At 48.9% G+C, this 24,434-nt stretch carries 22 protein-coding genes, 1 other RNA gene and 1 pseudogene; 8 read left to right on the top strand and 16 right to left on the bottom strand.

Going from position 1 to position 24,434, the window contains the following annotated elements:
• Positions 1 to 260 precede the first annotated feature (260 nt).
• Both ACQUQM_RS01215 and ACQUQM_RS01210 read right to left on the bottom strand, forming a co-directional pair.
• Positions 261 to 1,556, bottom strand: coding sequence for a M18 family aminopeptidase (locus tag ACQUQM_RS01215; RefSeq protein WP_432472669.1), 1,296 nt, complete (start codon positions 1,554 to 1,556; stop codon positions 261 to 263).
• A gap of 1 nt (position 1,557) precedes the next feature.
• Positions 1,558 to 2,076: an FKBP-type peptidyl-prolyl cis-trans isomerase gene (locus ACQUQM_RS01210; protein WP_432474782.1), complete on the bottom strand. Its 519-nt coding sequence runs from the start codon at positions 2,074 to 2,076 to the stop codon at positions 1,558 to 1,560.
• Positions 2,077 to 2,268: 192 nt separating this feature from the next.
• Between ACQUQM_RS01210 and ACQUQM_RS01205 the strand changes: the two genes are divergently transcribed.
• From ACQUQM_RS01205 to ACQUQM_RS01190, 4 genes are all read left to right on the top strand, one after another.
• A complete protein-coding gene (locus ACQUQM_RS01205; RefSeq protein WP_432472668.1) occupies positions 2,269 to 4,350 on the top strand; it encodes a carboxy terminal-processing peptidase in 2,082 nt (693 codons plus the stop codon).
• A 36-nt stretch (positions 4,351 to 4,386) separates the two neighbouring features.
• Positions 4,387 to 5,160: a hypothetical protein gene (locus ACQUQM_RS01200; protein WP_432472667.1), complete on the top strand. Its 774-nt coding sequence runs from the start codon at positions 4,387 to 4,389 to the stop codon at positions 5,158 to 5,160.
• Between the two features lie 239 nt (positions 5,161 to 5,399).
• Positions 5,400 to 7,079 carry a 30S ribosomal protein S1 gene (rpsA, locus tag ACQUQM_RS01195; protein ID WP_432472666.1) on the top strand — a complete coding sequence of 560 codons (1,680 nt, stop codon included), beginning with the start codon at positions 5,400 to 5,402 and terminating at the stop codon, positions 7,077 to 7,079.
• A gap of 181 nt (positions 7,080 to 7,260) precedes the next feature.
• Positions 7,261 to 7,770, top strand: coding sequence for a YbjN domain-containing protein (locus ACQUQM_RS01190; RefSeq protein WP_432472665.1), 510 nt, complete (start codon positions 7,261 to 7,263; stop codon positions 7,768 to 7,770).
• 63 nt (positions 7,771 to 7,833) lie between these two features.
• On the opposite strand, the gene ACQUQM_RS01185 is transcribed toward ACQUQM_RS01190, so the two are convergent.
• The 6 genes from ACQUQM_RS01185 to dnaX are packed head-to-tail and all read right to left on the bottom strand — an operon-like array spanning position 7,834 to position 13,098.
• Entirely contained in the window at positions 7,834 to 8,271 is a 438-nt protein-coding gene (locus ACQUQM_RS01185) for a YcgN family cysteine cluster protein (protein ID WP_432472664.1), read from the bottom strand.
• Positions 8,271 to 8,561 (bottom strand): YcgL domain-containing protein, encoded by a 291-nt coding sequence (locus ACQUQM_RS01180; RefSeq protein WP_432472663.1) that lies wholly within the window; start codon positions 8,559 to 8,561, stop codon positions 8,271 to 8,273. Before ACQUQM_RS01180 ends, ACQUQM_RS01185 begins: the two co-directional genes overlap by 1 nt.
• 11 nt (positions 8,562 to 8,572) lie before the next feature.
• On the bottom strand, positions 8,573 to 9,742 hold the full coding sequence (gene rnd / locus ACQUQM_RS01175; RefSeq protein ID WP_432472662.1) for a ribonuclease D: 1,170 nt from the start codon (positions 9,740 to 9,742) through the stop codon (positions 8,573 to 8,575).
• Between the two features lie 7 nt (positions 9,743 to 9,749).
• Entirely contained in the window at positions 9,750 to 10,349 is a 600-nt protein-coding gene (gene recR, locus ACQUQM_RS01170; RefSeq protein ID WP_432472661.1) for a recombination mediator RecR, read from the bottom strand.
• A 14-nt stretch (positions 10,350 to 10,363) separates the two neighbouring features.
• On the bottom strand, positions 10,364 to 10,690 hold the full coding sequence (locus tag ACQUQM_RS01165; protein ID WP_432472660.1) for a YbaB/EbfC family nucleoid-associated protein: 327 nt from the start codon (positions 10,688 to 10,690) through the stop codon (positions 10,364 to 10,366).
• Positions 10,691 to 10,713: 23 nt separating this feature from the next.
• On the bottom strand, positions 10,714 to 13,098 hold the full coding sequence (gene dnaX, locus ACQUQM_RS01160) for a DNA polymerase III subunit gamma/tau (protein ID WP_432472659.1): 2,385 nt from the start codon (positions 13,096 to 13,098) through the stop codon (positions 10,714 to 10,716).
• 234 nt (positions 13,099 to 13,332) lie between these two features.
• Here dnaX and ACQUQM_RS01155 point away from each other — a divergent pair, with 234 nt between their 5' ends.
• Positions 13,333 to 13,509 (top strand): hypothetical protein, encoded by a 177-nt coding sequence (locus ACQUQM_RS01155; RefSeq protein ID WP_432472658.1) that lies wholly within the window; start codon positions 13,333 to 13,335, stop codon positions 13,507 to 13,509.
• Between the two features lie 223 nt (positions 13,510 to 13,732).
• On the opposite strand, the gene rimK is transcribed toward ACQUQM_RS01155, so the two are convergent.
• The 3 genes and pseudogenes from rimK to ACQUQM_RS01140 all read right to left on the bottom strand — a co-directional run bounded on the left by rimK (position 13,733) and on the right by ACQUQM_RS01140 (position 17,974).
• The gene (gene rimK, locus ACQUQM_RS01150; RefSeq protein ID WP_432474781.1) at positions 13,733 to 14,626 is read right to left on the bottom strand and encodes a 30S ribosomal protein S6--L-glutamate ligase; all 894 of its coding nucleotides are present in this window, start codon (positions 14,624 to 14,626) and stop codon (positions 13,733 to 13,735) included.
• A gap of 81 nt (positions 14,627 to 14,707) precedes the next feature.
• Positions 14,708 to 15,112 (bottom strand): annotated as a pseudogene (locus ACQUQM_RS01145) (ATP-dependent zinc protease family protein); the annotation flags it as partial.
• Between the two features lie 1,179 nt (positions 15,113 to 16,291).
• Positions 16,292 to 17,974, bottom strand: a complete 1,683-nt coding sequence (locus tag ACQUQM_RS01140) for a putative bifunctional diguanylate cyclase/phosphodiesterase (protein WP_432472657.1) — start codon at positions 17,972 to 17,974, stop codon at positions 16,292 to 16,294.
• A gap of 336 nt (positions 17,975 to 18,310) precedes the next feature.
• Between ACQUQM_RS01140 and ACQUQM_RS01135 the strand changes: the two genes are divergently transcribed.
• Complete coding sequence (locus tag ACQUQM_RS01135; protein WP_432472656.1) at positions 18,311 to 18,655, top strand: hypothetical protein; 345 nt, start codon at positions 18,311 to 18,313, stop codon at positions 18,653 to 18,655.
• A gap of 215 nt (positions 18,656 to 18,870) precedes the next feature.
• Here the strand turns inward: ACQUQM_RS01135 and ACQUQM_RS01130 are convergent, their stop codons facing one another.
• The 4 genes from ACQUQM_RS01130 to ACQUQM_RS01115 form a co-directional block, all read right to left on the bottom strand.
• The gene (locus ACQUQM_RS01130; protein ID WP_432472655.1) at positions 18,871 to 19,095 is read right to left on the bottom strand and encodes a hypothetical protein; all 225 of its coding nucleotides are present in this window, start codon (positions 19,093 to 19,095) and stop codon (positions 18,871 to 18,873) included.
• A gap of 318 nt (positions 19,096 to 19,413) precedes the next feature.
• Complete coding sequence (locus tag ACQUQM_RS01125; protein WP_432472654.1) at positions 19,414 to 19,713, bottom strand: DUF6538 domain-containing protein; 300 nt, start codon at positions 19,711 to 19,713, stop codon at positions 19,414 to 19,416.
• An 85-nt stretch (positions 19,714 to 19,798) separates the two neighbouring features.
• Positions 19,799 to 19,895, bottom strand: an RNA gene (gene ffs / locus ACQUQM_RS01120) — signal recognition particle sRNA small type.
• 160 nt (positions 19,896 to 20,055) lie between these two features.
• Positions 20,056 to 21,321, bottom strand: coding sequence for a DUF3422 family protein (locus ACQUQM_RS01115; protein WP_432472653.1), 1,266 nt, complete (start codon positions 21,319 to 21,321; stop codon positions 20,056 to 20,058).
• 222 nt (positions 21,322 to 21,543) lie between these two features.
• Here ACQUQM_RS01115 and hpaR point away from each other — a divergent pair, with 222 nt between their 5' ends.
• A complete protein-coding gene (gene hpaR, locus ACQUQM_RS01110) occupies positions 21,544 to 21,966 on the top strand; it encodes a homoprotocatechuate degradation operon regulator HpaR (protein WP_432472652.1) in 423 nt (140 codons plus the stop codon).
• Positions 21,967 to 22,073: 107 nt separating this feature from the next.
• Complete coding sequence (locus ACQUQM_RS01105; RefSeq protein ID WP_432472651.1) at positions 22,074 to 22,307, top strand: hypothetical protein; 234 nt, start codon at positions 22,074 to 22,076, stop codon at positions 22,305 to 22,307.
• Between the two features lie 305 nt (positions 22,308 to 22,612).
• Here ACQUQM_RS01105 and ACQUQM_RS01100 read toward each other — a convergent pair whose 3' ends face one another.
• Positions 22,613 to 24,373, bottom strand: a complete 1,761-nt coding sequence (locus ACQUQM_RS01100; protein ID WP_432472650.1) for a NapC/NirT family cytochrome c — start codon at positions 24,371 to 24,373, stop codon at positions 22,613 to 22,615.
• Positions 24,374 to 24,434 lie beyond the last annotated feature (61 nt).

The raw sequence follows: 24,434 nt of genomic DNA, 5'->3' as shown, positions 1-24,434 counted from the left end.
TTTTCTTAGTAAGTATCTTTTAGTTAGTTTTCAAAGATCCATTCAGATACCTGAATGTTTATATTCTGTCTGCCGTTATTTCGTGCTGACAACACCTGTTTTTCAGCACCTCCCCTTCGCTGAACCGTAACGAAGTAATTTCGTTATTTACCGGGGTACACCTTCGTCTGCTTCACCCTATATGCAGCTACCCCGGATTTTTCTTATCGGCAGATATAGAAAAGCCGCCCTAAGGCGGCTTAGCTTTCAGGCTTAAGCTATCAGACAGAGGCTTCCTGATAGAAGCGCCTCAACACTCCGCTAAGGTTAACCGCATCATCACTACCGGCAAGCTCTCGGATAGAGTGCATCGCCAATTGCGGCACACCGATATCAATTGTCTTAACGCCAATTTCAGCTGCGGTGATCGGACCTATTGTACTGCCACAACCCATATCGCTACGCACTACGAAGGTCTGCAGCGGCACACCTTCCTGCTCAGCCAGATGACGGAACAGAGATGTCGTTTCACTATTAGAGGCATAACGCTGATTAGCATTAACCTTAATCACCGCCCCCTGGTTCATTCGCGGTCCATGATTCCCATCGTGCTTATCAGAAAAATTGGGATGCACTGCATGAGCATTATCAGCTGAGACCATCATCGAATTTGCAATCATCCGGTTACGATTCTGCGGTTCTGGCAACAACCGTTCAAGCAACTGCTTCAACATCGGTCCCTGCGCGCCCGCAGCACTCATGCTGCCAACTTCTTCATGATCATTACAAACCAGTAGCGCACCCTGCTCAGTATCGGAATCGATCAATGCCTGTAAGCCAATAAAGCAACTGAGCAGATTATCCAACCGGGCAGAGGCAAAAAATTCATCGCCAAGACCTACATAAGATGGCGACTGAACATCATAAAAACAAAGCTCGTAATCCAGTATTTGATCAATACCATCTACATCCTGCTTTTCGAGCTGAGTTTTTAACACCTCCCGCAGATCTAACTTACCTTCACCATGAAGCTGAGCAATAATCGGCGGCAGATCAGTTTGAGCATTAATACTACGGCTCTTATTCGCCTCACGATCCAGATGAATTGCCAGACTTGGAATAACAGCGATCGGCTTTACAAAATTAATTCGCTCACTTCTGATTTTACCGTCAGTTGCCAGGAAGCTTACCCGGCCCGCCAAAGACAGGTCCCGATCAAACCATGGGTTAAGCAACGCCCCACCATAGACTTCAACACCAAGCCGCACACAACCCTGACGCAAGGTTTCAGGGATCGGCTTAACCTTCAGGCAGGGACTGTCGGTATGCGCCCCTACCATCCGCATCCCCGACTCAACCAGTGAACCGGAAGCAGGCATGTGCCAGGCAATAATTGAGGATTCATTACGTACGATAAAGTAACGTCCCCCCTCCTTCACCGACCAGGACTGTGACTCTTCCAGCTCGACGTATCCCGCTTCCTGCAATCGGGTTCGCATCTCATAAACAGCATGAAACGGCGAAGGAGCGGCCTCAAGAAACTGAAACAACCGACTATTAAATTCATTCTTATGCATACTATTCAGTCCCCTGCTGAGGCAAAACCTCTATCAACTCTATCTCAAACATTAAAGCCGAATTGGCTGGAATCATCTCATTCGGGCTGGTCGCCCCATAGGCAAGCTCAGAGGGCAGATATACTTTCCAACGTGAGCCGGACTGCATCTGCAATAACGCCTGCCGCCAGCCCTTAATCACTCCCTTAAGCGGAAAAACAGGCTTTTCGGAAAACTCTGCAGAGCTCTCAAATTGCTCACCACCTATCCGCCAACCGGTATAATCGACACGCACGGAATCAAGTATAGTGGGTCGCTCACCGTCTCCTTGCTGCAGCACCTCATATTGCAGCCCTGAATCTGTAACCACTACTTCAGAGCGGCCACGATTCTCAGTTAAAAACGCCTCACCTTCTTTTTTAACATCATCATTCAACGCCTTCTCAATCAACTCCTGACGAAAACGCTTCTGTTCCTCACTTTCACCACAACCACTAAGGACGGAGGCAAGCAACGACAGTAACACAACCACTGAAAACACTTTCAAGACTCTACCCCTACCTATTCCAAATACCATTCCAGACACTATATTAAACTTTATTCAGGCGACTAAACCATTGATTTTACATCAGCTGACGACAGGACTACACTCAGTAATATTGCAGTTTTCGGAACCCGATTACCGTTTTAAATGTCACAGACTCATAGATGTAGCAATATAGGAACAGTCAGATTGAACATCCCGAGAGTAAATACACCGTTTTGCCTTAGCACACTGATCTGCAGCTTACTTTTCAGTCTGACGTTAAACGCCAGCACACAATCCCTGAAACCAGAAAAAATTCACACCCAGACTCTTCAGGAGATCGTCAGTTCGCTGAATCAGGACCACTATAACGACATCGTACTGAATGATGAACTGTCCGGCAAAATTCTCGATCAGTACATCAAAGCGCTGGATCCTTCCCGGGCTTATTTCTATGCGTCTGATATTGAATCTTTCGAACAGTTCCGTAATACGCTGGATGATGATATTAAAAGCGGCGACCTGAGCGCTGCATACCAGATTTTTAATATCTACCAGCAACGCACCATCGGGCGCCTGGAAACCCTGATTGCCAACCTTCAGGACAGCAACTACCGCATCGACTTCAACCTGGAAGAATCACTAAAACCCGATCGCAGCGAGATCCCATGGGCTATCACAGAACTGCAAATGAACGATTTCTGGCGCAAACGACTGAAGAGCGCCCTACTAAGCCTCAAACTGGCCGATAAAGATATCGATGATGCTACCGACGTTTTACTCAAGCGCTATCAGAACCAGCTATCCCGCGCCAGACAAACTAATGACGAAGATGTATTTCAGAGTTACGCTAACGCGATAACACAGCAATTCGACCCACATACACAATATTTTTCACCGCGCCGTTCAGAAAATTTTAATATCAATATGAGCCTTTCCCTTGAGGGCATTGGCGCAGTATTACAAAGCGAAAACGAGAACACTAAAATAGTCCGTCTGGTACCTGCTGGCCCCGCTGATAAGGCAGGTCAACTAAAACCCGCCGATCTTATCGTTGGCGTAGGACAAGGTGTAGATGGTGAAATTCAGGATGTAGTTGGCTGGCGCCTTGACGAAGTTGTCGCCCTTATTCGGGGACCTAAAGGTACCATCGTGCGACTCGAAATTATTCCTGCAGACGCTGAAGATGGCGTTCATAAAACGATCCAGATTCGCCGCAACAGAGTAAAACTGGAAGAGCAGGCAGCGCAGAGCAAAATAATTGAACTGCAACACAACGAAGAGAATTTCAAACTGGGCGTCATCAGCATTCCTGCTTTTTATATCGATTTTGCCGCCCTGCAACGTGGCGACAGCAATTACAAAAGCACCACCAGAGATGTAGAACAACTGATTACAGAACTCCAGGAACAAGAGATCAACGGTCTGATCATCGACCTGCGGGATAATGGCGGCGGCTCACTGCGTGAGGCCAACGAACTGATCGGGCTATTCATCAGCCGGGGTCCCACCGTACAGATTCGCGATCCTGAAGGCCGGGTCAATATAATGGGGGATTCCGATCCCAAAATTGCTTATGACGGTCCGATGGCGGTACTGGTGAATCGACTCAGCGCATCCGCCTCTGAAATCTTTGCCGGTGCGATCCAGGATTACCAACGTGGCATCATCATCGGTGGCCAGACCTTCGGCAAAGGCACCGTGCAAACTCTCTCACCACTAGGTCACGGCCAGCTGAAGCTGACCCACGCCAAGTTTTATCGCATATCAGGCGACAGCACACAACACAAAGGCGTCGTTCCAGACGTAACCCTGCCTTCGCTATACGATAAGGAAGAGATTGGTGAGAGCGCGCTGGATGGTGCACTGGCCTGGGACCAGGTCCACGAGATCCCCCATAAACGCTACCTCAGCTTCGAGACTCTTCTGCCGGAACTGGCTACCCGCAATGACTTACGCAGCCAGCATGATCCTGACTTTTTATATATCAAGGCGCAACGGCAGCGAATTGATAACATTAAAAGCGATAATCAGATCAGCCTTAATGAGATCAAACTTCAAACCGAACGGGATGCCGCCGAACAGTGGCAACTGAATACCGAGAACACCCGCAGAGCAGCAAAGCAGCTGCCGCCAATTAAAGCACTATCTGACCTGGAAGATGAACTCGAAAAAGACTCACAGGGCCGCACTATCAACCCTGAAGCCGAAGCTATTCTGACCGAAACAGGCAGGGTACTGCTCGATCTGATCGAGCTGACCGGTAAATACATCGCCATCAAAAACTAGCCTTTTTTACACAGCATCGACTAAGACAGGAATCTTATGCAGATCAGCAAACTGAAGCTGGGCCTTCTTATCGGCGGCCCTGTTCTGGTAATTTTAATCGCCGTAGCAGGCTATTTTATCTATTCCGGCCTATCAGCACAGCATGCTGAAAATGTTGAAAAAGTCGAGGGCTTCGGGGCTCTGGTCATGCCTGCCACCGACACCATAGACCCTAATGATCCGGCCAGCGTCAAACTGGCACCTTCAATTAGCCGCGAAAAGCTGACGCCCACGCAACGGGTCATAGCAACCCTTAAAGACGAACGGGTTCAGCTACTCGAAGAAGCCATAATGATGCGCCAGGAGATCATGGACCTGAAATCTCAGGTTGCCGAACTTGAAAGCTACAAACGCACTAACGAGCGTTACGCACCGCATACCTTCAACGAAGAGGTTTCGACCGTACACACTCGCAGCAAACAACTACTGGCAACGCTGGATGAATCAAAGCGCTTCACCCGTCGCCAGCTCACAGGTATGGCAGCAGCCTCAGCTAAAGAGTATCGTCGCTTCCTGACAATGCACAAGCTGGTACTCGAGCCTGAACAAATAGATGTAATCGTCAACGATCACTTGCCACCTTATGCATACTGCATTGGTGATGGTATCGATGTGGCTGCCAACAACAGCCGTGAAGAAGCGCTGCTGGTCGAGTATTTCAAGACTGATAAAACAGAGCTGATGAGCAACCGTTTAAAGAGCGACCTCAAGGCTATAGTGAACCCCTGCCAGACTCTCTTTGCCAAGCGTATGGACTACCTTATCCGATAACCCCCCACCTCCTGGCGACGACACCAGCATGGCGTTGCAGGCCAGGAGGGCCGCTATATATTTCTACACGAAGCAAAAATCTGTATAATGCCGCGCTCTTCTCCTTACGCCGGTTATTTTTTATGTCAGCCTGACATAACCGCTGGGAGATCATAAAACTGACCCTGTATACGGCTGACAATACAGGACTAACCACGGCCTACCCGCAATTTCCCTGGGTTTGTCCGATAGGAACACACATGACCGAAAGCTTTGCTGAATTATTTGAAGAATCCCTGCAACATATCGATATGACTCCTGGCACCCTGGTTATGGGTGAAGTAATTGATATCGATAGCGACTGGGTGACTGTCAATGCTGGCCTGAAATCTGAAGCTGTTATCGCTCGCAACCAGTTCCTGAACGATGCAAACGAACTTGAAATTCAAGTTGGTGACATGGTTAAGGTTGCCCTGGAAAGTGTAGAAGACGGTAGCGGTGAGACTCGTCTGTCTCGTGAAAAAGCTAAGCGCTCTGAAGCTTGGGAAGTACTACAGAGTGCATTTGACGCTGAAGAAACTGTTACAGGCTTCATCAGCGGCAAGGTTAAGGGTGGTTTCACCGTTAACGTTAATAACATCCAAGGTTTCCTGCCGGGCTCCCTGGTTGACGTTCGTCCGGTACGTGACGTAGACCACCTGGAAGGCAAGGAACTGGAATTCAAACTGATCAAACTGGATCCTAAGCGTAACAACATTGTTGTTTCCCGCCGTGCGGTTCTGCAGGAAGCTAACAGCGCTCAGCGTGATGAACTGCTGACTACTCTGGAAGAAGGTCAGGACGTTAAAGGTTACGTTAAGAACCTGACCAACTACGGTGCATTCGTAGATCTGGGCGGTGTTGACGGTCTGCTGCACATCACTGATATGGCGTGGAAGCGTATTTCCCACCCTAGTGATATGCTGACTCCAGGTGATGAAATCACCGTTAAGATCATCAAGTTCGACAAAGAAAGCAATCGCCTGTCTCTGGGTCTTAAGCAACTGAGCGAAGATCCATGGGCATCAATCAAGGCTCGCTACCCAGCTGGCACTAAGATTGAAGCACGCGTTACTAACCTGACTGACTACGGCTGCTTCGCGTCTATCGAAGACGGCGTTGAAGGCCTGGTACACGTTTCTGAAATGTCCTGGACTAACAAAAACGTCCACCCATCTAAGGTTGTACAGGTAGGTGACGCTGTTGAAGTTATGATTCTGGATGTCGACGAAGAGCGTCGTCGTATCTCCCTGGGTATCAAGCAGTGCACTGGCAACCCTTGGACTGAATTTGCTGCGCAGTATGCTGCTGGCGATAAAGTTACCGGTTCTATCAAGACCATTACCGATTTCGGCATCTTTGTCGGTCTGGAAAATGATCTGGACGGCCTGGTTCACATGTCTGACATCTCCTGGGAAGCTGACAGCGAAACCGCTCTGCGCGCTTACAATAAAGCAGATGAAGTTGAAGCGGTTATCCTGTCTATCGATGCAGAGAAAGAGCGCATCTCTCTGGGCATCAAGCAGTTGGAAAGCGATCCTTTCTCTGAGTACGCTGCTGCTAACGATAAGAACACTATCGTTAAGGGTATCGTTAAGTCTGTAGACGCTAAAGGCGCTAACATAGAGCTGGCTGACGGCATCGAAGGTTACCTGAAAGCGTCCGACATCAGCATCGATCGTATCGAAGATGCTTCTACCGTCCTGAAAGCAGGCGAAGAAGTTGAAGCGAAGATCGTTAATCTGGATCGTCGTAACCGTTCAATCACTCTGTCTATCAAGGCTAAAGACCAGGCAGATGAGAAAGCGGCTATGAAGGCTGTAAGTGAGAAACCAGTAGAAACTGCTGGCCCCACCACTATCGGTGATCTGATTAAAGCTCAGATGGCATCTAAGAAGTAATATTCTTACCGCTAAATAAACAAGGAGCGCATCGCGCTCCTTTTTTTATCCTTAAAAAAATCAGCACTGATGCCACCAAACAAGTAAATTAATTACTTGAAATCCCCTCCTAACTGAGCAACTCTTAGCCTCAGCAATACCAAAACACCTGCCGATCCTCTACCGAATAAGGATATAAAGTATGACCCGATTCAGCGTTATAGTCAGTTCTGCAATTCTCTTTGTTATAGCCTCAAGCCCGCTTCACGCAGCATCTCAACAAGAGATTAATGAAGCTATTGCCACCTTGCAAAGCGCCTCTCAAGGACTGGTAGAAAGCTACAACGACAACGATGTCAAACAGATGCTGAAAGACGAAGGCTATGGCTCAGTTAAGATCATTGAAGAAGGTAAAATCCGTTTTAAAGCCGACGGCCAGATCTACGTAATTTATCTTCATGAAGATGGCGACATGCATGTCTATTTCGGCTCTAGCGGATTAGAGCTGAACTATAAAGACATGAATGAATGGAACCGTACCACCCGATTGTCCCGGGCCTATCTGGACGACGATAACGATATAGCGCTGGAAACAGATCTGCTGGCGAATGCCGGAATTAATCGCGATATGGTATTACAGATGGTTAAAGTCTTCGTCCAGACTTCTGCGCCACGCTTTATTGAGTTCGCTCAGGAAAACGACAAAAGCTAAGAGCCGGACAGCAGATACTACAGAGACAAAAAAACCGTCTTCAGACGGTTTTTTTTCATTTATTTATTCAATTACATAGTCGACGTAATCTTCATCGTCGATCTGATCATCGGTCACTTCGTACCAATCCAATACTGAAGCGCCCGCCTCCTTGACCGACTCGCGACGCCCACTGATTAACGGATGCCATTCAGGCAGATCCTTACCTTCATGAATCAACCGGTAGGCGCAGCTCGGCGGCAACCAGTGAAACTCTTTTACATCTTCAGGCCGTAACTTGACACACTCAGGCACTAGCGAGCAACGCTCTTCATACTTAGTACAGTAGAGGGTTTCAAAATCCAGCAGATGACACACCACACTGGTGTAAAACACCTCATTGGTATCTTCATCTTCAATCTTATGCAAACAACACAGCGCGCAACCATCACAGAGCGACTCCCATTCCGGAGCCGACATCTGTTCCAGCGTTTTAGAACGCCAGAAAACCTCATGCGCCACTAGCGAACTCCGGTCTCAGGGCGATCCTGATGCAGATCCAGCATGTAATCATCTTTTGCCGGTGGCATCTGCAGGAAGAAACCCTTATCGCGAATATCATCCAACACCTGCGCTGCCTCAATCCGCGCCAGCTCTTTCTCTGGTGTAAGCAACATGTCGAACACATGGACAGGCGCGCCAAACATCTTCAGCAACGGCTCAGGCACCCGCTTCATCGCTTCCATCTTATCCACATAAAGATACATCTCATCTTTCTTGGAGCTTTTAAATACACTACAAATTCTTTTCATAACAACTCGGCTCAAATTTTCAATTCTTTCAACTCTGCCAGCAAGGCATCACCGATCACTTCTTTACGCCATCCAGACAACGAAGGAGGCAGGGAAAACTCACCCGCCTCTTCGGTCCTTATAAGCGCATCCAGATCTTTTTTCCGTAACAGAATTTCCGGCGCCATATTCAGCTTCTCAGCCTTCTTTCTGGCCATCGCTTTAAGCGCTTTAAGCGGTTTATTCCATTTGTAGGTCAACGGGCGGACGATCGGCGCTGGCGGCTTAGCCAGTGCTGACTGCGCAGCTATCTTGAGAAAACCCAATATAACCTCGCCATCCTGACGCGCAACCCTTGGCTTCAAACCCTCAACATTTGACAGCTCACGGCCCGTCGTTGGCCAGGCATTGATCACATCCAGCAAGGTCTGATTACGCAATACCCGGTTGCGTGTGACATCCCTCTGCCGACAGATCCGCTCCCGCCATGCGGTCAGATCTCTAAGCGCGGCAATCTTTTCAACGGGTAATTTCCAGGCCTGACTGAAACGCTGATAGTATTTTACACCATCCGGGTCAGCATCAGGAGCCTGTTTCAGCAGCTGCTCAGTTTCTTCCTGCATCCAACCATACATGCCCCGCTGCTCAAGCTCTTCTATCTGTTGCTGGCACAGCGCAGGGAGATATGCCACATCAAGTGCGGCATAGCGTTCCTGGGAGACAGTCAACGGCCGCTGCAGCCAGTCTGAGGTTGTCTCACCTTTATCCAGACTAACACCGAGCGCATGCTCAACCAGACGCTGATAGCCCATGGAGAAACCCCAACCCAGAAAACCGGCCGCAATCTGTGTATCAAAAATCGGCCTTGGCAGCTCGCCCAGCATATAGAGGAACAGTTCCAGATCCTCATTACCGGCATGCATAATTTTCAGCACTGATTCGTTGCGAAACAACGCAACAAGTGGCGAATAATCTTCCAGCCGTAACGGATCGATAAAATAGCACGCCTTATCATCAGCCACCTGAATCAGGCCAGGAATCGGATAAAAGGTATCCACCCGGATAAACTCCGTATCCAGAGCCACCATGGGCAGGCTTTCCCAGTACTGGCAATACTTTGCCAGATCCTGATCATCGATAATCCAGACAGGTTGTTCAGCTGACCGCTCGAGCGCGTTCCAGCTATAGGGAGCTGCGTTCATTTATACCTCAATTCAGAGCGCGCCTACCGGCAAGCGCATGGGCCAGGGTTCCGCCATCGACAAACTCAAGCTCCCCCCCAACAGGTACGCCATGGGCAATGCGGGTAACCTTAATTGACAACGGTTTAACCTGCTCAGCAATATAATGTGCGGTCGCCTCACCCTCTACAGTAGGGTTCGTCGCCAGGATCAACTCTTCTGCCGGCTCATCACTCAGCTGCTGCAGCAGAAGGTCCAGCCCCAGGTCATCCGGGCCGATACCATCAATCGGCGAAAGGTGCCCCATCAGGACAAAATAGCGACCGTTATAGCCACCGGTTTGCTCTACCGCCAGCATATCAACCGGTGATTCCAGGACACATAGTTTGGCCTTATCACGGCTCTCATCGCTGCAGATCTCACACAACTCATGCTCTGATAAGGTTCTGCAGCGGGCACAATGAGATACTTTTTCACTGGCAGTCGTAAGCGAGCCTGCCAGGCGCACAGCGCCCTCACGATCCCGCTCAAGCAGATGAAATGCCATGCGTTGTGCGGTCTTGGGACCGACTCCGGGCAGACAGCGAAAGGATTCGATAAGCTCCTGAATAAGGGGACTAAACGACATTATCTAATCCTGCTTCAGAACGGCATATTAAAGCCCGGCGGCATAGCCATGCCACCGGTCACTTTAGCCATTTTCTCCTGAGTACTGCTTTCAACCTTACGCACCGCATCATTTACCGCCGCGGCAATAAGGTCTTCGAGAATCTCTTTATCTTCTTCCATCAGGCTATCATCGATGACAACGCTTTTAACATCGTGACGGCCATTCATAGTAATTTTAACCAGACCTGCGCCGGACTCGCCATTCACTTCCGTACGAGCGATCTCTTCCTGCGCTTTCTGCATATCTTCCTGCATTTTCTGGGCCTGTTTCATCAGATTGCCCATACCACCTTTCATCATTGCCTACCTCTTTTACTATTATTTCAGTCGATCGGTTCAACCGATGCGATATCAAGCTGACCATCAAAGCGCTCGATCAACGTTTGTACTACGGGATCCTGCTCTAGCGAGCTGATCGCCTCAACCTGGCGCTCGGCACGCTTACGCGTACGGTACTGGCTAGGCGTTTCCCGACTAAACGAGCCAAGGTTAAACTCCACCTCAACCCCACAATCAAAATATTGCGCTACGGCATCACGAATCCGCTCAATGTGCACCTCACTGATCAGTGCTTTCTGCTCCGGCGCATAATGAAACTGCAGCATGCCATTGGACACTGATTCCAGCGATGTGTTTGCTGCAATACTGTAGGTCATACCGGTAATACCGATCAGATCAACTAACAATACCCACTGATCGGCTTCTAAAGCCCCCAGGTCCGTACTTAGTACTTCAGCAGGATTACTCACTTTGGCCTGCGCCCCCAGGTCCACTATGACCTGTTCAACCGGCTGTTCAGTTACCGGCCGAGAAGTAACTGATGGAACAACAGATTGAGTAACAACAGTCTGCGACTCCGGCACAACAGCGGTATCCGCCACCTCCCAGGGTGGCGTGTCTGTCGTTTCAGACTTTTTTACCGGGGCATACTCCTGCGGATAAGACTCCGTCTGAGTATAAGAGTCATCGTAATCCTGCGGCGCCGATTGTATCTCAGACATCTCCGACATCATCTGCGGAGAAGTCGCTACCGAAGATTGCGGACTTGCTGATGCTATCGTCTGAGGTGACGCAGTTTGAGTTACTGTAGTTTGAGTTACTAACGTATCAGAGACCCCATTCTCAGAGACCGTATTTTCAACAGCCCTGACCGGCTCTACTACTTGAGAAGAACCAGCAACAGGCGCAGTATCGGTTTGCCATGGCGGCGATTGATCATCGGATAGAACCTGCGCCGGGGCTGGCGACGACGGTGATACGACCTCAGCCTGGCTGACAGTCGAATCAAGCGCTGGGCTGATAGCCGCAGCTACCGGTTCTGCCTGATTTCCAATAACAGTCTCGACTACAGTTTCATCAACAGCTTCGACTAACGCCTCAGGTGTTCTTTCAGGCTCTGGCTCCAGCTGTGTTTCTTGCGATACTTTTGGTTGCGGTACTTCTGCTTGCGCGACTTCAGGCCGCTGTAACGACTGCCCTGCTAACTGGCTTTCCAGCTGCGGCCCGGATTTTGATTCAGGCGCAGCCTGCCCATCAGGTTTAGCCCCGGGCTCCTGAGTTACAACATGAGAAACGGTTGCAGTTGTTGCTTCCGGCAAAGGAGTTAATGGCGCAGAACTTACCGAAGCCGGACGGAATGCCAGCATTCGCAACAACACCATTTCCAGACCTTCGCGAGAATCCGGCACAAACGGCAGATCCTTACGCCCGACCAACGCCGTCTGATAAAACAGTTGTACATCTTCAGCCCGCAAGCTGCCCGCAAGCTGCAGTACCTGTTCGCGATCACCCATGCCATTATCTATCGCATCGGGGACCACCTGAGCCAGCGCAATACGGTGCAGCAGGCTGATCATATCGCCCAACACTGTATTGTAGTCCGGCGAAAAGCGTGACAGATCTTCGACCGCACTCAGCAAGGTGCGGGCATCGTGCTGCGAAAGGCACTCAACCAATCGGTATACCAGACGTGAGTCAATGGTACCCAACATCGCCCGGACATCGGCTTCATTAATCTCACCGGCACCAAAGGCTATTGCCTGATCGGTCAGGCTCAACGCATCCCGCATCGATCCATCCGCTGATCTCGCCAGCAACCACAACGCAGGCTCTTCGAAGCTTATATTCTCGGCAGCCAGCACATGGCTAAGATGGTCTACGATCCGTTCGGGGATCATATTCTTGAGATTGAACTGCAGGCAACGGGACAGAATTGTCACCGGCAGTTTTTGTGGATCAGTCGTCGCCAGCAGGAATTTGACATGCGGCGGTGGCTCTTCGAGGGTTTTCAGCAGCGCATTGAAAGAGTGCGTCGACAGCATGTGCACCTCATCGATGAGGTAAACCTTAAAGCGACCGTGGGTCGGTGCATACTGTACGTTTTCCAACAGTTCCCGGGTATCTTCAACCTTGGTCCGGGAAGCCGCATCCACCTCAATCAGATCAACGAAACGACCTTCACTTATCTCCCGGCATGCGGAACACTCACCACAGGGAGTAGAAGAGACGCCGGTCTCACAATTCAGGGACTTAGCAAACAGACGGGCTATCGAGGTTTTACCGACTCCACGGGTTCCGGTAAAGAGGTAAGCATGGTGCAGACGATCATCGTCCAGGGCGTTAACCAACGCCTTCAGGACATGCTCCTGGCCAACCATTTCCTGAAATCGTGCGGGGCGCCATTTTCGCGCCAGAACCTGATAGCTCATGGTATTTTTTCTTAATTCAGAGGCTTTACTTAATAGTTACCAATGCTAACGGTAACCGCACCTCAGCGCCAGTGGAATCCGGCTAAAGTTTACATAAATCATTACCTCTGCAGGCCGCTTATAATTTGCGCCAGATCAAATAAATACCCATTTTGAAATACTCAGATTACGCAAAGCAAAAAGACCTGTCCTATGTTTAACAGACGCATAAAAACTACAAGGCGAGGATGTGCCATGCAAAAGGCAATGAGTGCAGCAAAAGCAACCGTGCAAAACCATCGATTAGTCAATCAGGACGATATGAAGCAATGGAGGGAACCACACTGCCCCAGCACTAAGATGCTGGAAAGCGGTAGCTGCTGGGTAAAAAATGAGTATATCTCATTGCAAAACCCGCAGCAGAAAATTTAGGCCACACTAAGCAATTCAGCAGCTTTATAGCCTCCGTTTTCCAAGCTGGCAAACGGAAAGGCAACCAGAAATCTCTACAGCTAGCAATTGTAGCTGTGGCTAAAGATCGCAAATAACAAACTGGAAAGAAACACGAGCGAATTGAACCGGCTGCCCTGAATATGTTCCCGAAGAAAATCTAAAAAATGAGTAAGGCAAGCCTCTTTAGCCTTACTCAGGAACTTTACTCAGCCTGCCGCCATTTCAATTTCTTTTCGATGGCCCCGATCATCAGACCAGCAACGTCTTTTCCGGTCGCTCCTTCAATACCCTCAAGACCCGGCGATGAGTTCACTTCTAATAACAACGGCCCTTTAAGTGACCTAATGATATCGACGCCCGCGACTTTCAAATCCATACACTTGGCCGCTTTTATTGCTATCCGCTTTTCTTCTGCAGTAGGAATAATCAGGCTGGCGGTTCCACCCTGATGAATATTTGCACGAAACTCGCCCGGCTCAGCCTCTCGCTGAATAGATGCCACAACCTTACCATCGACCACAAAACAGCGAATATCCTTACCGTTAGCCTCTTTAATAAACTCCTGTACCAGGATGTCTGCCCGCAAACTCTTGAAAGCGTTGATTACACTTTCCGCAGCCTTCTTAGTCTCAGCCAGCACTACCCCTTTGCCCTGAGTTCCCTCAAGCAACTTGATGATCAAGGGCGCACCGCCGACCATATTGATCAGATCATCAGTTTCCAGTGGTGAGTTGGCAAAGCCGGTTACCGGGATATCAATGTCGCTTTCAAATAACAACTGCAATGAATGCAGCTTATCCCGCGACTGCCGTATCGCCGAGGCAGAGTTAAGACAGAATACCCCCATAGACTCAAACTGGCGCGCCAAAGCACAGCCGTAAAAAGTCATACTGGGACGGATACGAGGTATCACCGCATCCAGGTCGCTCAGCACATTGCCGCCCCGGAAATGCACTTCCGGATTTTTAGCATCCATTTTCATGTAACAGTTTTTGATATTCAAAAAGACCATCTCATGGCCTCTCTCTTCACCAGCTTCCATGATACGCCGGTTACTGTATAAGTTCGGGTTGCTGGCCAGCAGACCGATCTTCATCCCCTTCTTCAGATGTTTCTTCGGTTTATACAGCTCACGCAATTCATCGTTATTTATATCACCCAACGCAAATGCGCTCTCCGGATCAACAACCAGCCTGCCAACCATCGCTTCGCGACCTAGCAGCATCCGGTAACCCATCGCATCACGGTTTGTGAGCGTCAGTTCGACATCCCAGCTATGATCTCCGATCGCCATACTGGTTTTAATGACATAGCGCTTTTCTACCGAGCCACTTGAGCTCTTGATGGTACGGCGATCATGAATGGGGGCTTCACAATGTATAAGTGTCTTTCTGTTCTCCTGCAAAGGACATACATCAAAGCGCACCCAGGAACTGCCATCACGCTGAAAGGTCTTAATATTCAGCGCATGAAGTGCGGATGTTTTAGCGCCGGAATCAACACGTGCTTTAACCGCGGGGACAGACAGATCGGGAAACTTGCACCACTCTTCAGCCCCTAAAACAAGTTTATCGTTATTCATGCATATTACTCTGATTTGTTGACCCGGCAGGCCGCGGGATTACGGCAATTGGACACTGCCTTTATATACAAATCTATAGCCAGAAACATGTTTAAAAACGACCAGTTTCAGTACCGTTTTTTTCAAGCCCATCGAATTATCCCTTGCTCAAAGTAAGAGGTGAAACAAGCAAATTCCCCACCCCTTTTCCGGGTCGCAAGGACGGACGCGTTATATACGAGCCCCCATCTTTTCTATACAGATATGACATAAATACTTTTTTTCAGATTTTCGGCATGGGCAAGCATTCTTTTCAAGCGCACCAGCATTAAACACCTCGTCAAAAACTGAGTGATTCAACTCCTTAAAAACAGCTCCATGAACAGCACCAATCCAACTAATTTCAACGACACTCAGTTTCCCACAATTTCAGTGGATAACTCTGTGGAAGAAAACTGAGTAACAGCACTGACCAGCCCAACTATCTGGGACTCCTTCAGATTGAGCGAATTTTATACAATTAAAATTAATATCGTTATTTTTCAGATAGTTATAAAAATCAACAGGTAAAACAAAAGAAATCATATTGACAACTTAAGAGTTGCAATTGAACTATTTTTAACGCAGTTCATCTTGTGCATTAAAAACAGAGGACATCGAAATTTTCCTATTCCAGTACTAGTATCAAAGCCTCTGACTTGAAGCCCTTCCATATCGATTGAAAGCTATCTGAATCGACCAGTTTCACGACGATATTTAGATCTGTACTGATCTTCAGATCTTGGCACATGAAAAAAGCTACTTTATTGACTTATGGGATTCGAATTCGAAAGAAAAAAACGTTATGACCAGAGCCTTGAATGCAAGCAGAAGAAAGGGACGTGTGTCGTAAGTAAGCAACAGCAGTGCAGGAATGACTAAAACTTTATAAAACAAAAGTTAATTCGTGAGTGGACGACCCCATCAGCCACATCCCGGCACACGAAGCCAGCGCCGCAGGATTAGCCTTCCTTGCCTGACCAGGTTCTCTGTTTATCGTTGCAGGGGACCATCTCACGCGACATTCAGGCAACTACTTGCTATTGAGGTTAAATTTAACCCTTATATACACTCACAACAGATATGCCTAACAGGCCGTATGTCGTATCTATCGGGTCGAATTCAGGCCCAGGGCCCTTCTCGTCAATGAAGCTAAATTTCCTAGCTAACTTCATGTAAACGCTGCGAATGGACGCGATGCTCAATACCATCCATCAGAGCAGGCAGGTCGTTGTGTTCAGCTACAGGCTGGTTAACCCAGCTTAAATCAGGTCGCCAGTTGTCAACCCAGGCCTGAATATCAGCGGCAGGCATGGGCCGCCCAATACCGAAGCCTTGCGCCAATTCACAGCCAAGTAGCAGTAACAGTTTACCGTGCTCTACCGTCTCTACCCCTTCTGCAATTACCTGACGATTAAAAGCAGTAGCCATACCCACAATTCCTTTCAGAATTGCCAAGTCATCTGGGCTGTCTAGCATGTCGCGTACGAAACTACGATCAATCTTAAGTTGAGCAGCCGATAGCCGCTTGAGGTAAGTTAGCGACGAATAACCGGTTCCAAAGTCATCCAACGCAAATTCCACTCCAATCTCCTGGCAATCACGAATTACCTGCTCTACATAGGCAATATCTTCTAGTGCACTGGTCTCCAGCACTTCCAATAGAAGACATCCAGGATCAACATCCGGTGTAGTGTTCAATAGTGCCTGCAGACGCTCTACGAAATCGGCCTGCATCAATTCAAATGCACTGACATTTACGCTTACCGGAATATCCAGCCCGGCATCCTGCCAGGTTTTCATTTGGGTCAACGCTGTAGTGATAACCCATTCACCTATATCAATGGCTAGCGGGTGGTTCTCAATCAATGGCAGAAAATCAGCTGGTGGTATGAGGCCTCTTTCCGGGTGCTGCCAGCGAATCAAAGCCTCAGCGCCGGTAATTTCGCCAGTACGCATGTTCACCTTGGGCTGATAGTAGAGTACAAACTCTTTTGCAATCAGGGCTTCGCGGATGCCCTCCAGCCTTTCGTGATCACCCCTGGCGTTACGATCTTTATCGATGTTGAACAAGCAGTATTGATTCTTGCCCTCAAGTTTAGCCTGATACAAAGCCTGATCGACTTGGCGCAATAGCTGATCGGCATCCACCACTTCTTCCTGCGGGTAGTAGGTTACACCAAAGCTGGCCGATGCCTGGATCACCTGGCCGCTGATATGTACTGGTTGGGCGATGGCATCAAGTAGTCGCTTAAGAATGGGTATAGAGCATTGCGTATTATCAAGGCCCGTCAGCACCCCGATAAATTCGTCGCCACCGAAACGTGCAATGGTGTCACCTTCGCGCAAAATCTGCTCCATCAGGCTGGAGAGTGTAATTAGCAACTGGTCTCCGACTTCATGTCCATATTGGTCATTGATACTCTTAAAATCATCCAGATCGACATAGATTACTGCCAGCTGCTGCTTATTTCGCTTGACCTGCATCATGCCCTGACGCAAGCGGTCAGTGAGGAGTATGCGGTTAGGTAGCCCGGTGAGAATGTCATGCGTGGCGCGGTGAGAGAGAGTGTCTTGTATCTGAATGAGTTCATGCTCGCGATTTTTGCGCTTTTTAACCGCTCTAAGCGTTTCCCGCCACCGACGATAGGCAAACCAGCTCAAGAATAATGGGGAAATCAGGACGCTGACAATAATTTCGTCCATTTCCCATTCCTCATGCGTCCGGGTAAATTCGAACAACAGCTCAAACGCATCGTACTCAGACAGGGTAAGGCTAAGGATGACGATACCGCTCATCATAATAACCAAGTCGCGGACGAATGCGGGGAACAGTTTTTTCATTATCGGCCCTTTTTAAATCATGAACCCATGTCAATGACAGTATTCTTTAGCCGATTGACAAGCCCATACAGCGGATTAATAACAAGGAAATTTTATGAAATATTTTACATGAGGCCATAGCGGTTGGCCGCAGATGCATCGATGATAATACCCAATCTGAGTAAAGGAAGAGGTTCGTATACGGGCATTAACGCTATACCTGATCACTCGGGGCGACTTGAGTGGACAAGCATATCTTAACTACAACGAATGGTCTGACAGTTTAGTTATCAGGTAGTCTTCACAGAGTCGCACCGAGTAACCTACACTGCAGTCAAATGACGCATGGAGAATGGAATGAACGATACACTACACAACGGATACACTGACCAGCGGCTGGCTGAGTGGAGCAACAAAGCGACACGCTACGAGGCTGTTTCGTCTCTGATGATGCAACCAGAGCTGCCTATGTGGGACGGGGCAGAGATTGCACCTAAGGTAGCCGCGCAGGACTGCCTGATCTTAGTTGTGCCATCCACGACGAAGCTGTTCGTTATGCATACTCAAAGCGACACAGTGGAGGTGTACAGTGATGACGAAGACATCATTGAGCTGATGGGAGAGACAACCCGGAGTGGACTATGGGCCTACCTCGACAGCCTGCCTAACATCTACGATGTGATGGCACATCCAAACGACTGACACCCAGTCACACCAAACCCAACCAAGAGTCTCGCTATATGCAGGGCTTTTTATGCCCGGAGAAACGCCATGCACCAGTTCATCCCCTGGATCGTGCTGCCACTTCTAGTGGCTCTGGCCTTTGATATCGACACCTCAATGAATACGCTGGCAACATTGAGTAGCCTCCATTGAGTGGACAGGCATATCTTAATCCTATTACTGTAATAGAAATGTCATCTAGCCAAAATATTTTTCTCGTGGATTGCAATGGCTGTCTCAAGCTGTCTGATAGACACTTCTAAATCTTCATCTTTGGAGTTTGAAGACTTTTCCCGCACATCATGCAAGCAGAGAATATTTATAATATACAGCTCATCATCTGCCACATATTCACTAGCTTCCGAAAGCCGAAGCTCAGCGTCTTCATAGCTAAGTGGCTGCCCCAATGTCTTCCCCATATGTGACTCCTACTGGCATATTGAAAAGAATTACTCAGATAATTAGTTCTAATCAGTATAGAAAGTATCAACAGACAATCTAAGCTGCTGATAGTCAAAGTTGTATAAAGCTTAGGTGGCAATACGATCAAAGACCTAATTGACGTGAACGTCATAATTCACTTAGAGCCCGTGATGCTCCCCAGAAAGGAGATATAGAAATACATAGCCACTAAGAAAAACCATCGCCCCCTCTGGATCAACTGGTTTTACCCCGAGTTGCTGGACACCTAGTTAAGAGTAGATAATCTACTTTAACGAGGTATCTACATGTCCAATTCAAGAAGAAAATATTCCGCAGAGCACAAGCGAAAAGCTGGAGTCTGAATTGTATTGCCCTTCTGAGATACCAAGACGATCAAGACAAGACCGTTTACCTTGGAAAGCTTCTGCGAATAACGCCTGAACCTGCCCTAGCAATTCACGGCTACGGATCAAGGCTTCACGCTTGCATTTGGTTTGTAACGAACGGCGCAATTCACGCTTAGCAAAAAGCGTACGGATAGCATCAGGAACAACAATACGGAAATACCAAACAGAGTGTCTGGAAAGAAGTAAGTAAGATGGGGCTTTGGACATTGGAATGTACCACCTGTTTGTACCACTTGCGTGTACGACAGTGACAATCCCTACAGAATCAAATACTTGGAAGTATTGGGGGCGACTCCACCAGCCACATCCCGGCACACGAATCCACCGCTGTGGCTGCTCCCTTCCGGGCCTGACCAGGTTCACGGTTTATCGTTGCGGGAGGACCAATGGAGCCACCATAACGTGACCTTAAAGGTCGCCTCGAACGAGACAGGCGGCAGTATAACAGTAAGTTTCGCATATGCAAATCGGATCGACGAAGGTTTCACACTTATTCTGCAAAACCATCGAATACTGTTTAAAAATCAAACAACTAGAATGAAATTATTATCAATCATCTGTCTTAAATTCTTTAGTAACCTTGCGTACGTACCACCAGACGATCAAGACAATAGCCGGCAATGAGTATGACAGCCAGTTGACTGCTATCTCCTCGGGCTCGCCGGAGGTCATATGGCGGATAGTCCGCTCCACCAGATCGAACAGGTAGTATGTCACTACGATGATCGAGAAGGTTTCCAGCTTGGCTTGCAACGTTAACTGTCGACGGGTGCGTTTATTCATCGAACTGAGCAGACCGTGAATCTTCTGTTCAGTCGACAGGTCGATATTGGAGCGCAGCAGGTCACTCGCCCTGGCGATCCTCTGCGACAATCGTTCCAGCCGGGCCGCAGCTGCACGCCAGGTTCGCATCGCCGGATCAACCCGCCGGTCAATAAACTGCTCCATCGTTTGCAGGCCTTCAACCCGTGATTCTTCCAGCTCGGAGATACGCATTCTGACGACTGCATAATACGCATCAGAGGCTGAGAAACGATTGGCCGTTTCTGCCGATATCTCCTCCCCCCTGGCCGCCAGGTTCATCAGGGCATCGAGGGTGTCAGATTCCTTACCTTTTTCCAGCTGGCTCAGCTGATTGGTTACCACCGCCAACTCTTTGTCCAGCGAGGAGATCTGCCGCATCACTTTACGTGCCGGCTCTAACCCTAGCAGAGCCACCGCCCGGTAGGTATCGATCTCACACAAACGCTGTAATAAGCGTCCACACTGATAGCCGTGCAGGTGGTTATCCTGCACCAGAATCCGGTCCAGACCAAACTCCCCCTGAGCCCTGAAGTCCGTCCAGATAGTGGCTGCACCGCGCATAACATGGGAACCAATCACCTGGTTATCACCGAATATACCTTGCGGTACCCGGCTATCACTCTCACCTTCGGCAGCCCGCACCAAAAGCTGTACACCGGTAATCATTTCGCCCGGCACCATTTCGCTCCAGCCTTGGGGTAACCCGGGTATACTCTGGCTCCAGTCCTGTTGTGCACCTTCATAGTATATTGTCAGGGTATAGAACTCGGTATGTGCCTCCCAACGCAGGGCCAGCTCACCTGCAGACTGATAGCTAAAACTCTGCTCCGGGGCAATTCCATTACAGCCGCATGCCTGAAACAGTTCGGATATTGAATTGCGAATTGCGCCAGACTTGTGCTCACTGATCATCACCGCAAAATGCATCACTTTCAGTGGTGAAGCCAGCTGCTGAAAAGGCCGGGCATGAACTTCATTGGCGATCTGTTGGCGCTGAGGGTGAGATATCACCGGGGGTTCCCCTTATGCTAGACAATGCAGAATGTTGAAAAACAGGCCGAGCAAATAGATTGCTTTAAATATCAGTATATTGCAGCCACTATTTGAAATAAATCAAGGTTACTCAGCCTGCAGCCCCGGGTAAATCCATATATACCCTGACAAGATGCAATGTTTTGATTTTTTATTTAAGCTACTATGACTTTATTTCATTCATGTGGATAACGGCCAGCAATGCGAAAATTTGAAGATTCCTTACCCCTTCAGCTACTCAAGGCTCGCGAAGCGACAATGGCTTTTTTTCGCCCCCTGTTACAGCAGCATTCGCTGACCGAACAGCAGTGGCGAGTTCTGCGTGCATTGTATGAGCACCAGGAGCTCGAATCCAAACAGCTTGCAGAACTGTGCTGCATTCTTAGCCCAAGCCTGACCGGTATTATTAAACGCCTGGAACAGCAGGGTCTGATTCAACGCCGCAAGTCTGAAGAGGATCAGCGCCGGGTACTGATCAGTATGACGCCACAGGCGCGCCAGCTATTTGAAAAGCTTAGCCCCGAAGTCGAGCAACATTATAAGCGGATGAAAGATAAATTCCCGCAGGAAAAGCTTGAGCAACTGACCGAGCTGCTGCAGGAGCTGTCACAACTAAAACGCTAACAGCCTTGTGCAAGTATTCCCAGCTAACATTCCATTCTAAGCCTTCGCAGAAACCTGCTGTCAGCGGACTACACTTTATAGTGTGAACTGACCGGCAGGAGAACAAAATGCAACTCGAAGAGATACGCGGACTGGCCGCGACGCAATCGATCAGGGAAGGTATTCTCAAACCAAGCAAACTTGCTAACGGCTGGATGGTCGCGGTTGAAACCTGCGACGGACAACAGATTCCGGTTACCGACGATCATAATAAACCGAACATTTACCACAGCCTGGATACCGCTACGGCCGTTCTGCAGCAACTGGAGATCAGCCCGATCAAAATTGTTGAGGAGTTCTGAACCAGTATTGGAGATCAGCCCGATCAAAATTGTTGAGGAGTTCTGAACCAGTATTGGAGATCAGTCCGATCAAAATTGTTGAGGAGTTCTGAACCAGTATTGGAGATCAGCCCGATCAAAATTGTTGAGGAGTTCTGAACCAGTATTTGAGATCAGCCCGGTCAAAACCGTTGAGGAGTTCTGAACCGGAAATGGATATCGGCACATTCAAAATCGTTGAAGAACTCTGAACCGGCTAGTTACTTTTTCGCAGACATAAAAAACCCCGCTGCGCGGGGTTTTTAGGTCGTAGGTTTCAGTAGTGATTATTGCTTAGTTGCATTGAACTCCGCTTCAGCATTATCAAAACCGATCTTATAGCCCAGAGAGACATGGTGGAAACGGGCATCAGAGTAATCATCATGGATCGCAAAGCCGATGTTATACAGGGCATCGGTTGCCATACTGATATCACCCGGTTTGTCGGAATTCAGCGCTCGCTTCATCACTACAGTCCAGGTGCCGGCGTTGAGTGTTGCTTCAAATTCAGCACCCTGACCACCGCTCATATGGCGCTCGTCCATCAGCACACCGTCTTCTACCAGCTGTTCACCCGACTTGTAGCGAACAAGGTCCATATAACGCCCAGCTTCCATCTCTGCGGCGATCTCTTCCTCAGATTTCAGCTTATCCCAGCCGCCACGTTTCTTACCACGACGACCTTTAACCTCAAGCTTGGTCCGGGACTCTTTGATGTACTTAGTCACACCATCGGTGAAGATCAGACGATCTTTAAACTCACTGCTCGCCAGGACGTCTGCTGCCGGGGTGTCAGGCATTGAACGCGCATCGTGGTGACATGATCCCCAACAACCGGCACGGTCAGCAAACTCAACATCATCAGTCGATACCATCAACGCCAGCTTCATCGGGTTCTGCGGGTCCATCTTACCGCCGTCAACGAATGGCACCGGCGCATGTTCACCATCTTCCCAGCTGAAGCGCATGTACAGATTGTCCGCATCGTAAGTGGTCTGTACGGTTACCGGGATACTGCCCCGCTTACCCGGGATAGGATTAGATTCAGCTGTCTCACCGCTGACAATCTTAGCGCCCATATCAGCAGTCTCTTTATCGTGGCAGGTGACACAACGCTCTCCACCTTTCATAAACGGACGCGCACCACCGTGGTCCCGACCATTCATAACCCACTCGATAGACGCTTCACCCGGATAGAACAAGGTCACCTCACGGGTACTGGCCTTAGACCAGTCAACGTTAATAGAGCTTTCTGTAGCAGCACTCGCTGAAGAAGATACTTCACCACCCTGGCTGGCCAGAGCCGCAGCAACCGCAGCTGCAATTTTCTTCTCTTCTGCCGCTTTAGCATCCACTTTAGCCTGAAGAGCAACTGCAGCTTCTTCCGCTTCCTTCGCTTCAACCTTGGCCAGGCCATCAACATACATCTGTGGCACAGGACGAACATATTTAGGGTTCGGTGCTTCCAGTTCTTCCAGCTCTTCGTCACTCAGCATATGACGCACACTGTTATGAGCAATACCCTTATGGCAGTCAATACAGGTCTGACCGTTTTCGAAACCGCTCAGGTGCTGTTTACGTGCCCGGGGACGCTGGAACTCAGGATTCATCGATTCAAAGTTATGGCAGTTACGGCATTCGCGGGAATCCGTTTTCTTCATCTGATTCCAGACATTTTTAGCCATTCTCAGACGGTGTTCTTCAAATTTTTCCGGGGTATCAATAGTACCCAGCGCTTTATGCAACAGCTCGTTAGAAGCCTGGATCTTACGTACCACTTTATGTACCCATGGTCGAGGTACGTGGCAATCAGGACAACCTGCACGAACACCGGTGCGGTTGGAGTAGTGTATGGTCGGTGTGTATTCCTGATACACGTTATCTTCCATCTCGTGACAACCGATACAGAACTCAGTCGTGTTAGTGGCTTCCATGGCGGTGTTAAAGCCACCCCAGAAAATAATACCAACAATGAAAAATGCGATTGCGCCCGCAATGGTTGTACCTAGTATCAACCGACGGGACATAAAACCTGGTTTCTTTTCCATAACAATAACCATAGGTGTAGAGCGAGGAGATTAGGGGTCTGAAATAAAGCCAGTTGAGCGT

The sequence above is a fragment of the Amphritea sp. HPY genome, from assembly GCF_050870985.1.
Lineage (GTDB): Bacteria > Pseudomonadota > Gammaproteobacteria > Pseudomonadales > Balneatricaceae > Amphritea.
Note: the sequence above shows the minus strand (reverse complement) of the source record. Positions and strands in the feature narration are given on the sequence as shown.

Excerpts from the sequence above, each read along its gene's own strand:
- ACQUQM_RS01215 (WP_432472669.1), bottom strand. The coding sequence starts at position 1,556 with ATGCATAAGAATGAATTTAATAGTCGGTTGTTTCAGTTTCTTGAGGCC.
- ACQUQM_RS01200 (WP_432472667.1), top strand. The coding sequence starts at position 4,387 with ATGCAGATCAGCAAACTGAAGCTGGGCCTTCTTATCGGCGGCCCTGTT.
- rpsA (WP_432472666.1), top strand. The coding sequence starts at position 5,400 with ATGACCGAAAGCTTTGCTGAATTATTTGAAGAATCCCTGCAACATATC.
- ACQUQM_RS01190 (WP_432472665.1), top strand. The coding sequence starts at position 7,261 with ATGACCCGATTCAGCGTTATAGTCAGTTCTGCAATTCTCTTTGTTATA.
- ACQUQM_RS01180 (WP_432472663.1), bottom strand. The coding sequence starts at position 8,561 with ATGAAAAGAATTTGTAGTGTATTTAAAAGCTCCAAGAAAGATGAGATG.
- rnd (WP_432472662.1), bottom strand. The coding sequence starts at position 9,742 with ATGAACGCAGCTCCCTATAGCTGGAACGCGCTCGAGCGGTCAGCTGAA.
- recR (WP_432472661.1), bottom strand. The coding sequence starts at position 10,349 with ATGTCGTTTAGTCCCCTTATTCAGGAGCTTATCGAATCCTTTCGCTGT.
- ACQUQM_RS01165 (WP_432472660.1), bottom strand. The coding sequence starts at position 10,690 with ATGATGAAAGGTGGTATGGGCAATCTGATGAAACAGGCCCAGAAAATG.
- dnaX (WP_432472659.1), bottom strand. The coding sequence starts at position 13,098 with ATGAGCTATCAGGTTCTGGCGCGAAAATGGCGCCCCGCACGATTTCAG.
- ACQUQM_RS01155 (WP_432472658.1), top strand. The coding sequence starts at position 13,333 with ATGCAAAAGGCAATGAGTGCAGCAAAAGCAACCGTGCAAAACCATCGA.
- rimK (WP_432474781.1), bottom strand. The coding sequence starts at position 14,626 with ATGAAGATCGGTCTGCTGGCCAGCAACCCGAACTTATACAGTAACCGG.
- ACQUQM_RS01140 (WP_432472657.1), bottom strand. The coding sequence starts at position 17,974 with ATGAAAAAACTGTTCCCCGCATTCGTCCGCGACTTGGTTATTATGATG.
- ACQUQM_RS01135 (WP_432472656.1), top strand. The coding sequence starts at position 18,311 with ATGAACGATACACTACACAACGGATACACTGACCAGCGGCTGGCTGAG.
- ACQUQM_RS01130 (WP_432472655.1), bottom strand. The coding sequence starts at position 19,095 with ATGGGGAAGACATTGGGGCAGCCACTTAGCTATGAAGACGCTGAGCTT.
- ACQUQM_RS01125 (WP_432472654.1), bottom strand. The coding sequence starts at position 19,713 with ATGTCCAAAGCCCCATCTTACTTACTTCTTTCCAGACACTCTGTTTGG.
- hpaR (WP_432472652.1), top strand. The coding sequence starts at position 21,544 with ATGCGAAAATTTGAAGATTCCTTACCCCTTCAGCTACTCAAGGCTCGC.
- ACQUQM_RS01105 (WP_432472651.1), top strand. The coding sequence starts at position 22,074 with ATGCAACTCGAAGAGATACGCGGACTGGCCGCGACGCAATCGATCAGG.
- ACQUQM_RS01100 (WP_432472650.1), bottom strand. The coding sequence starts at position 24,373 with ATGGAAAAGAAACCAGGTTTTATGTCCCGTCGGTTGATACTAGGTACA.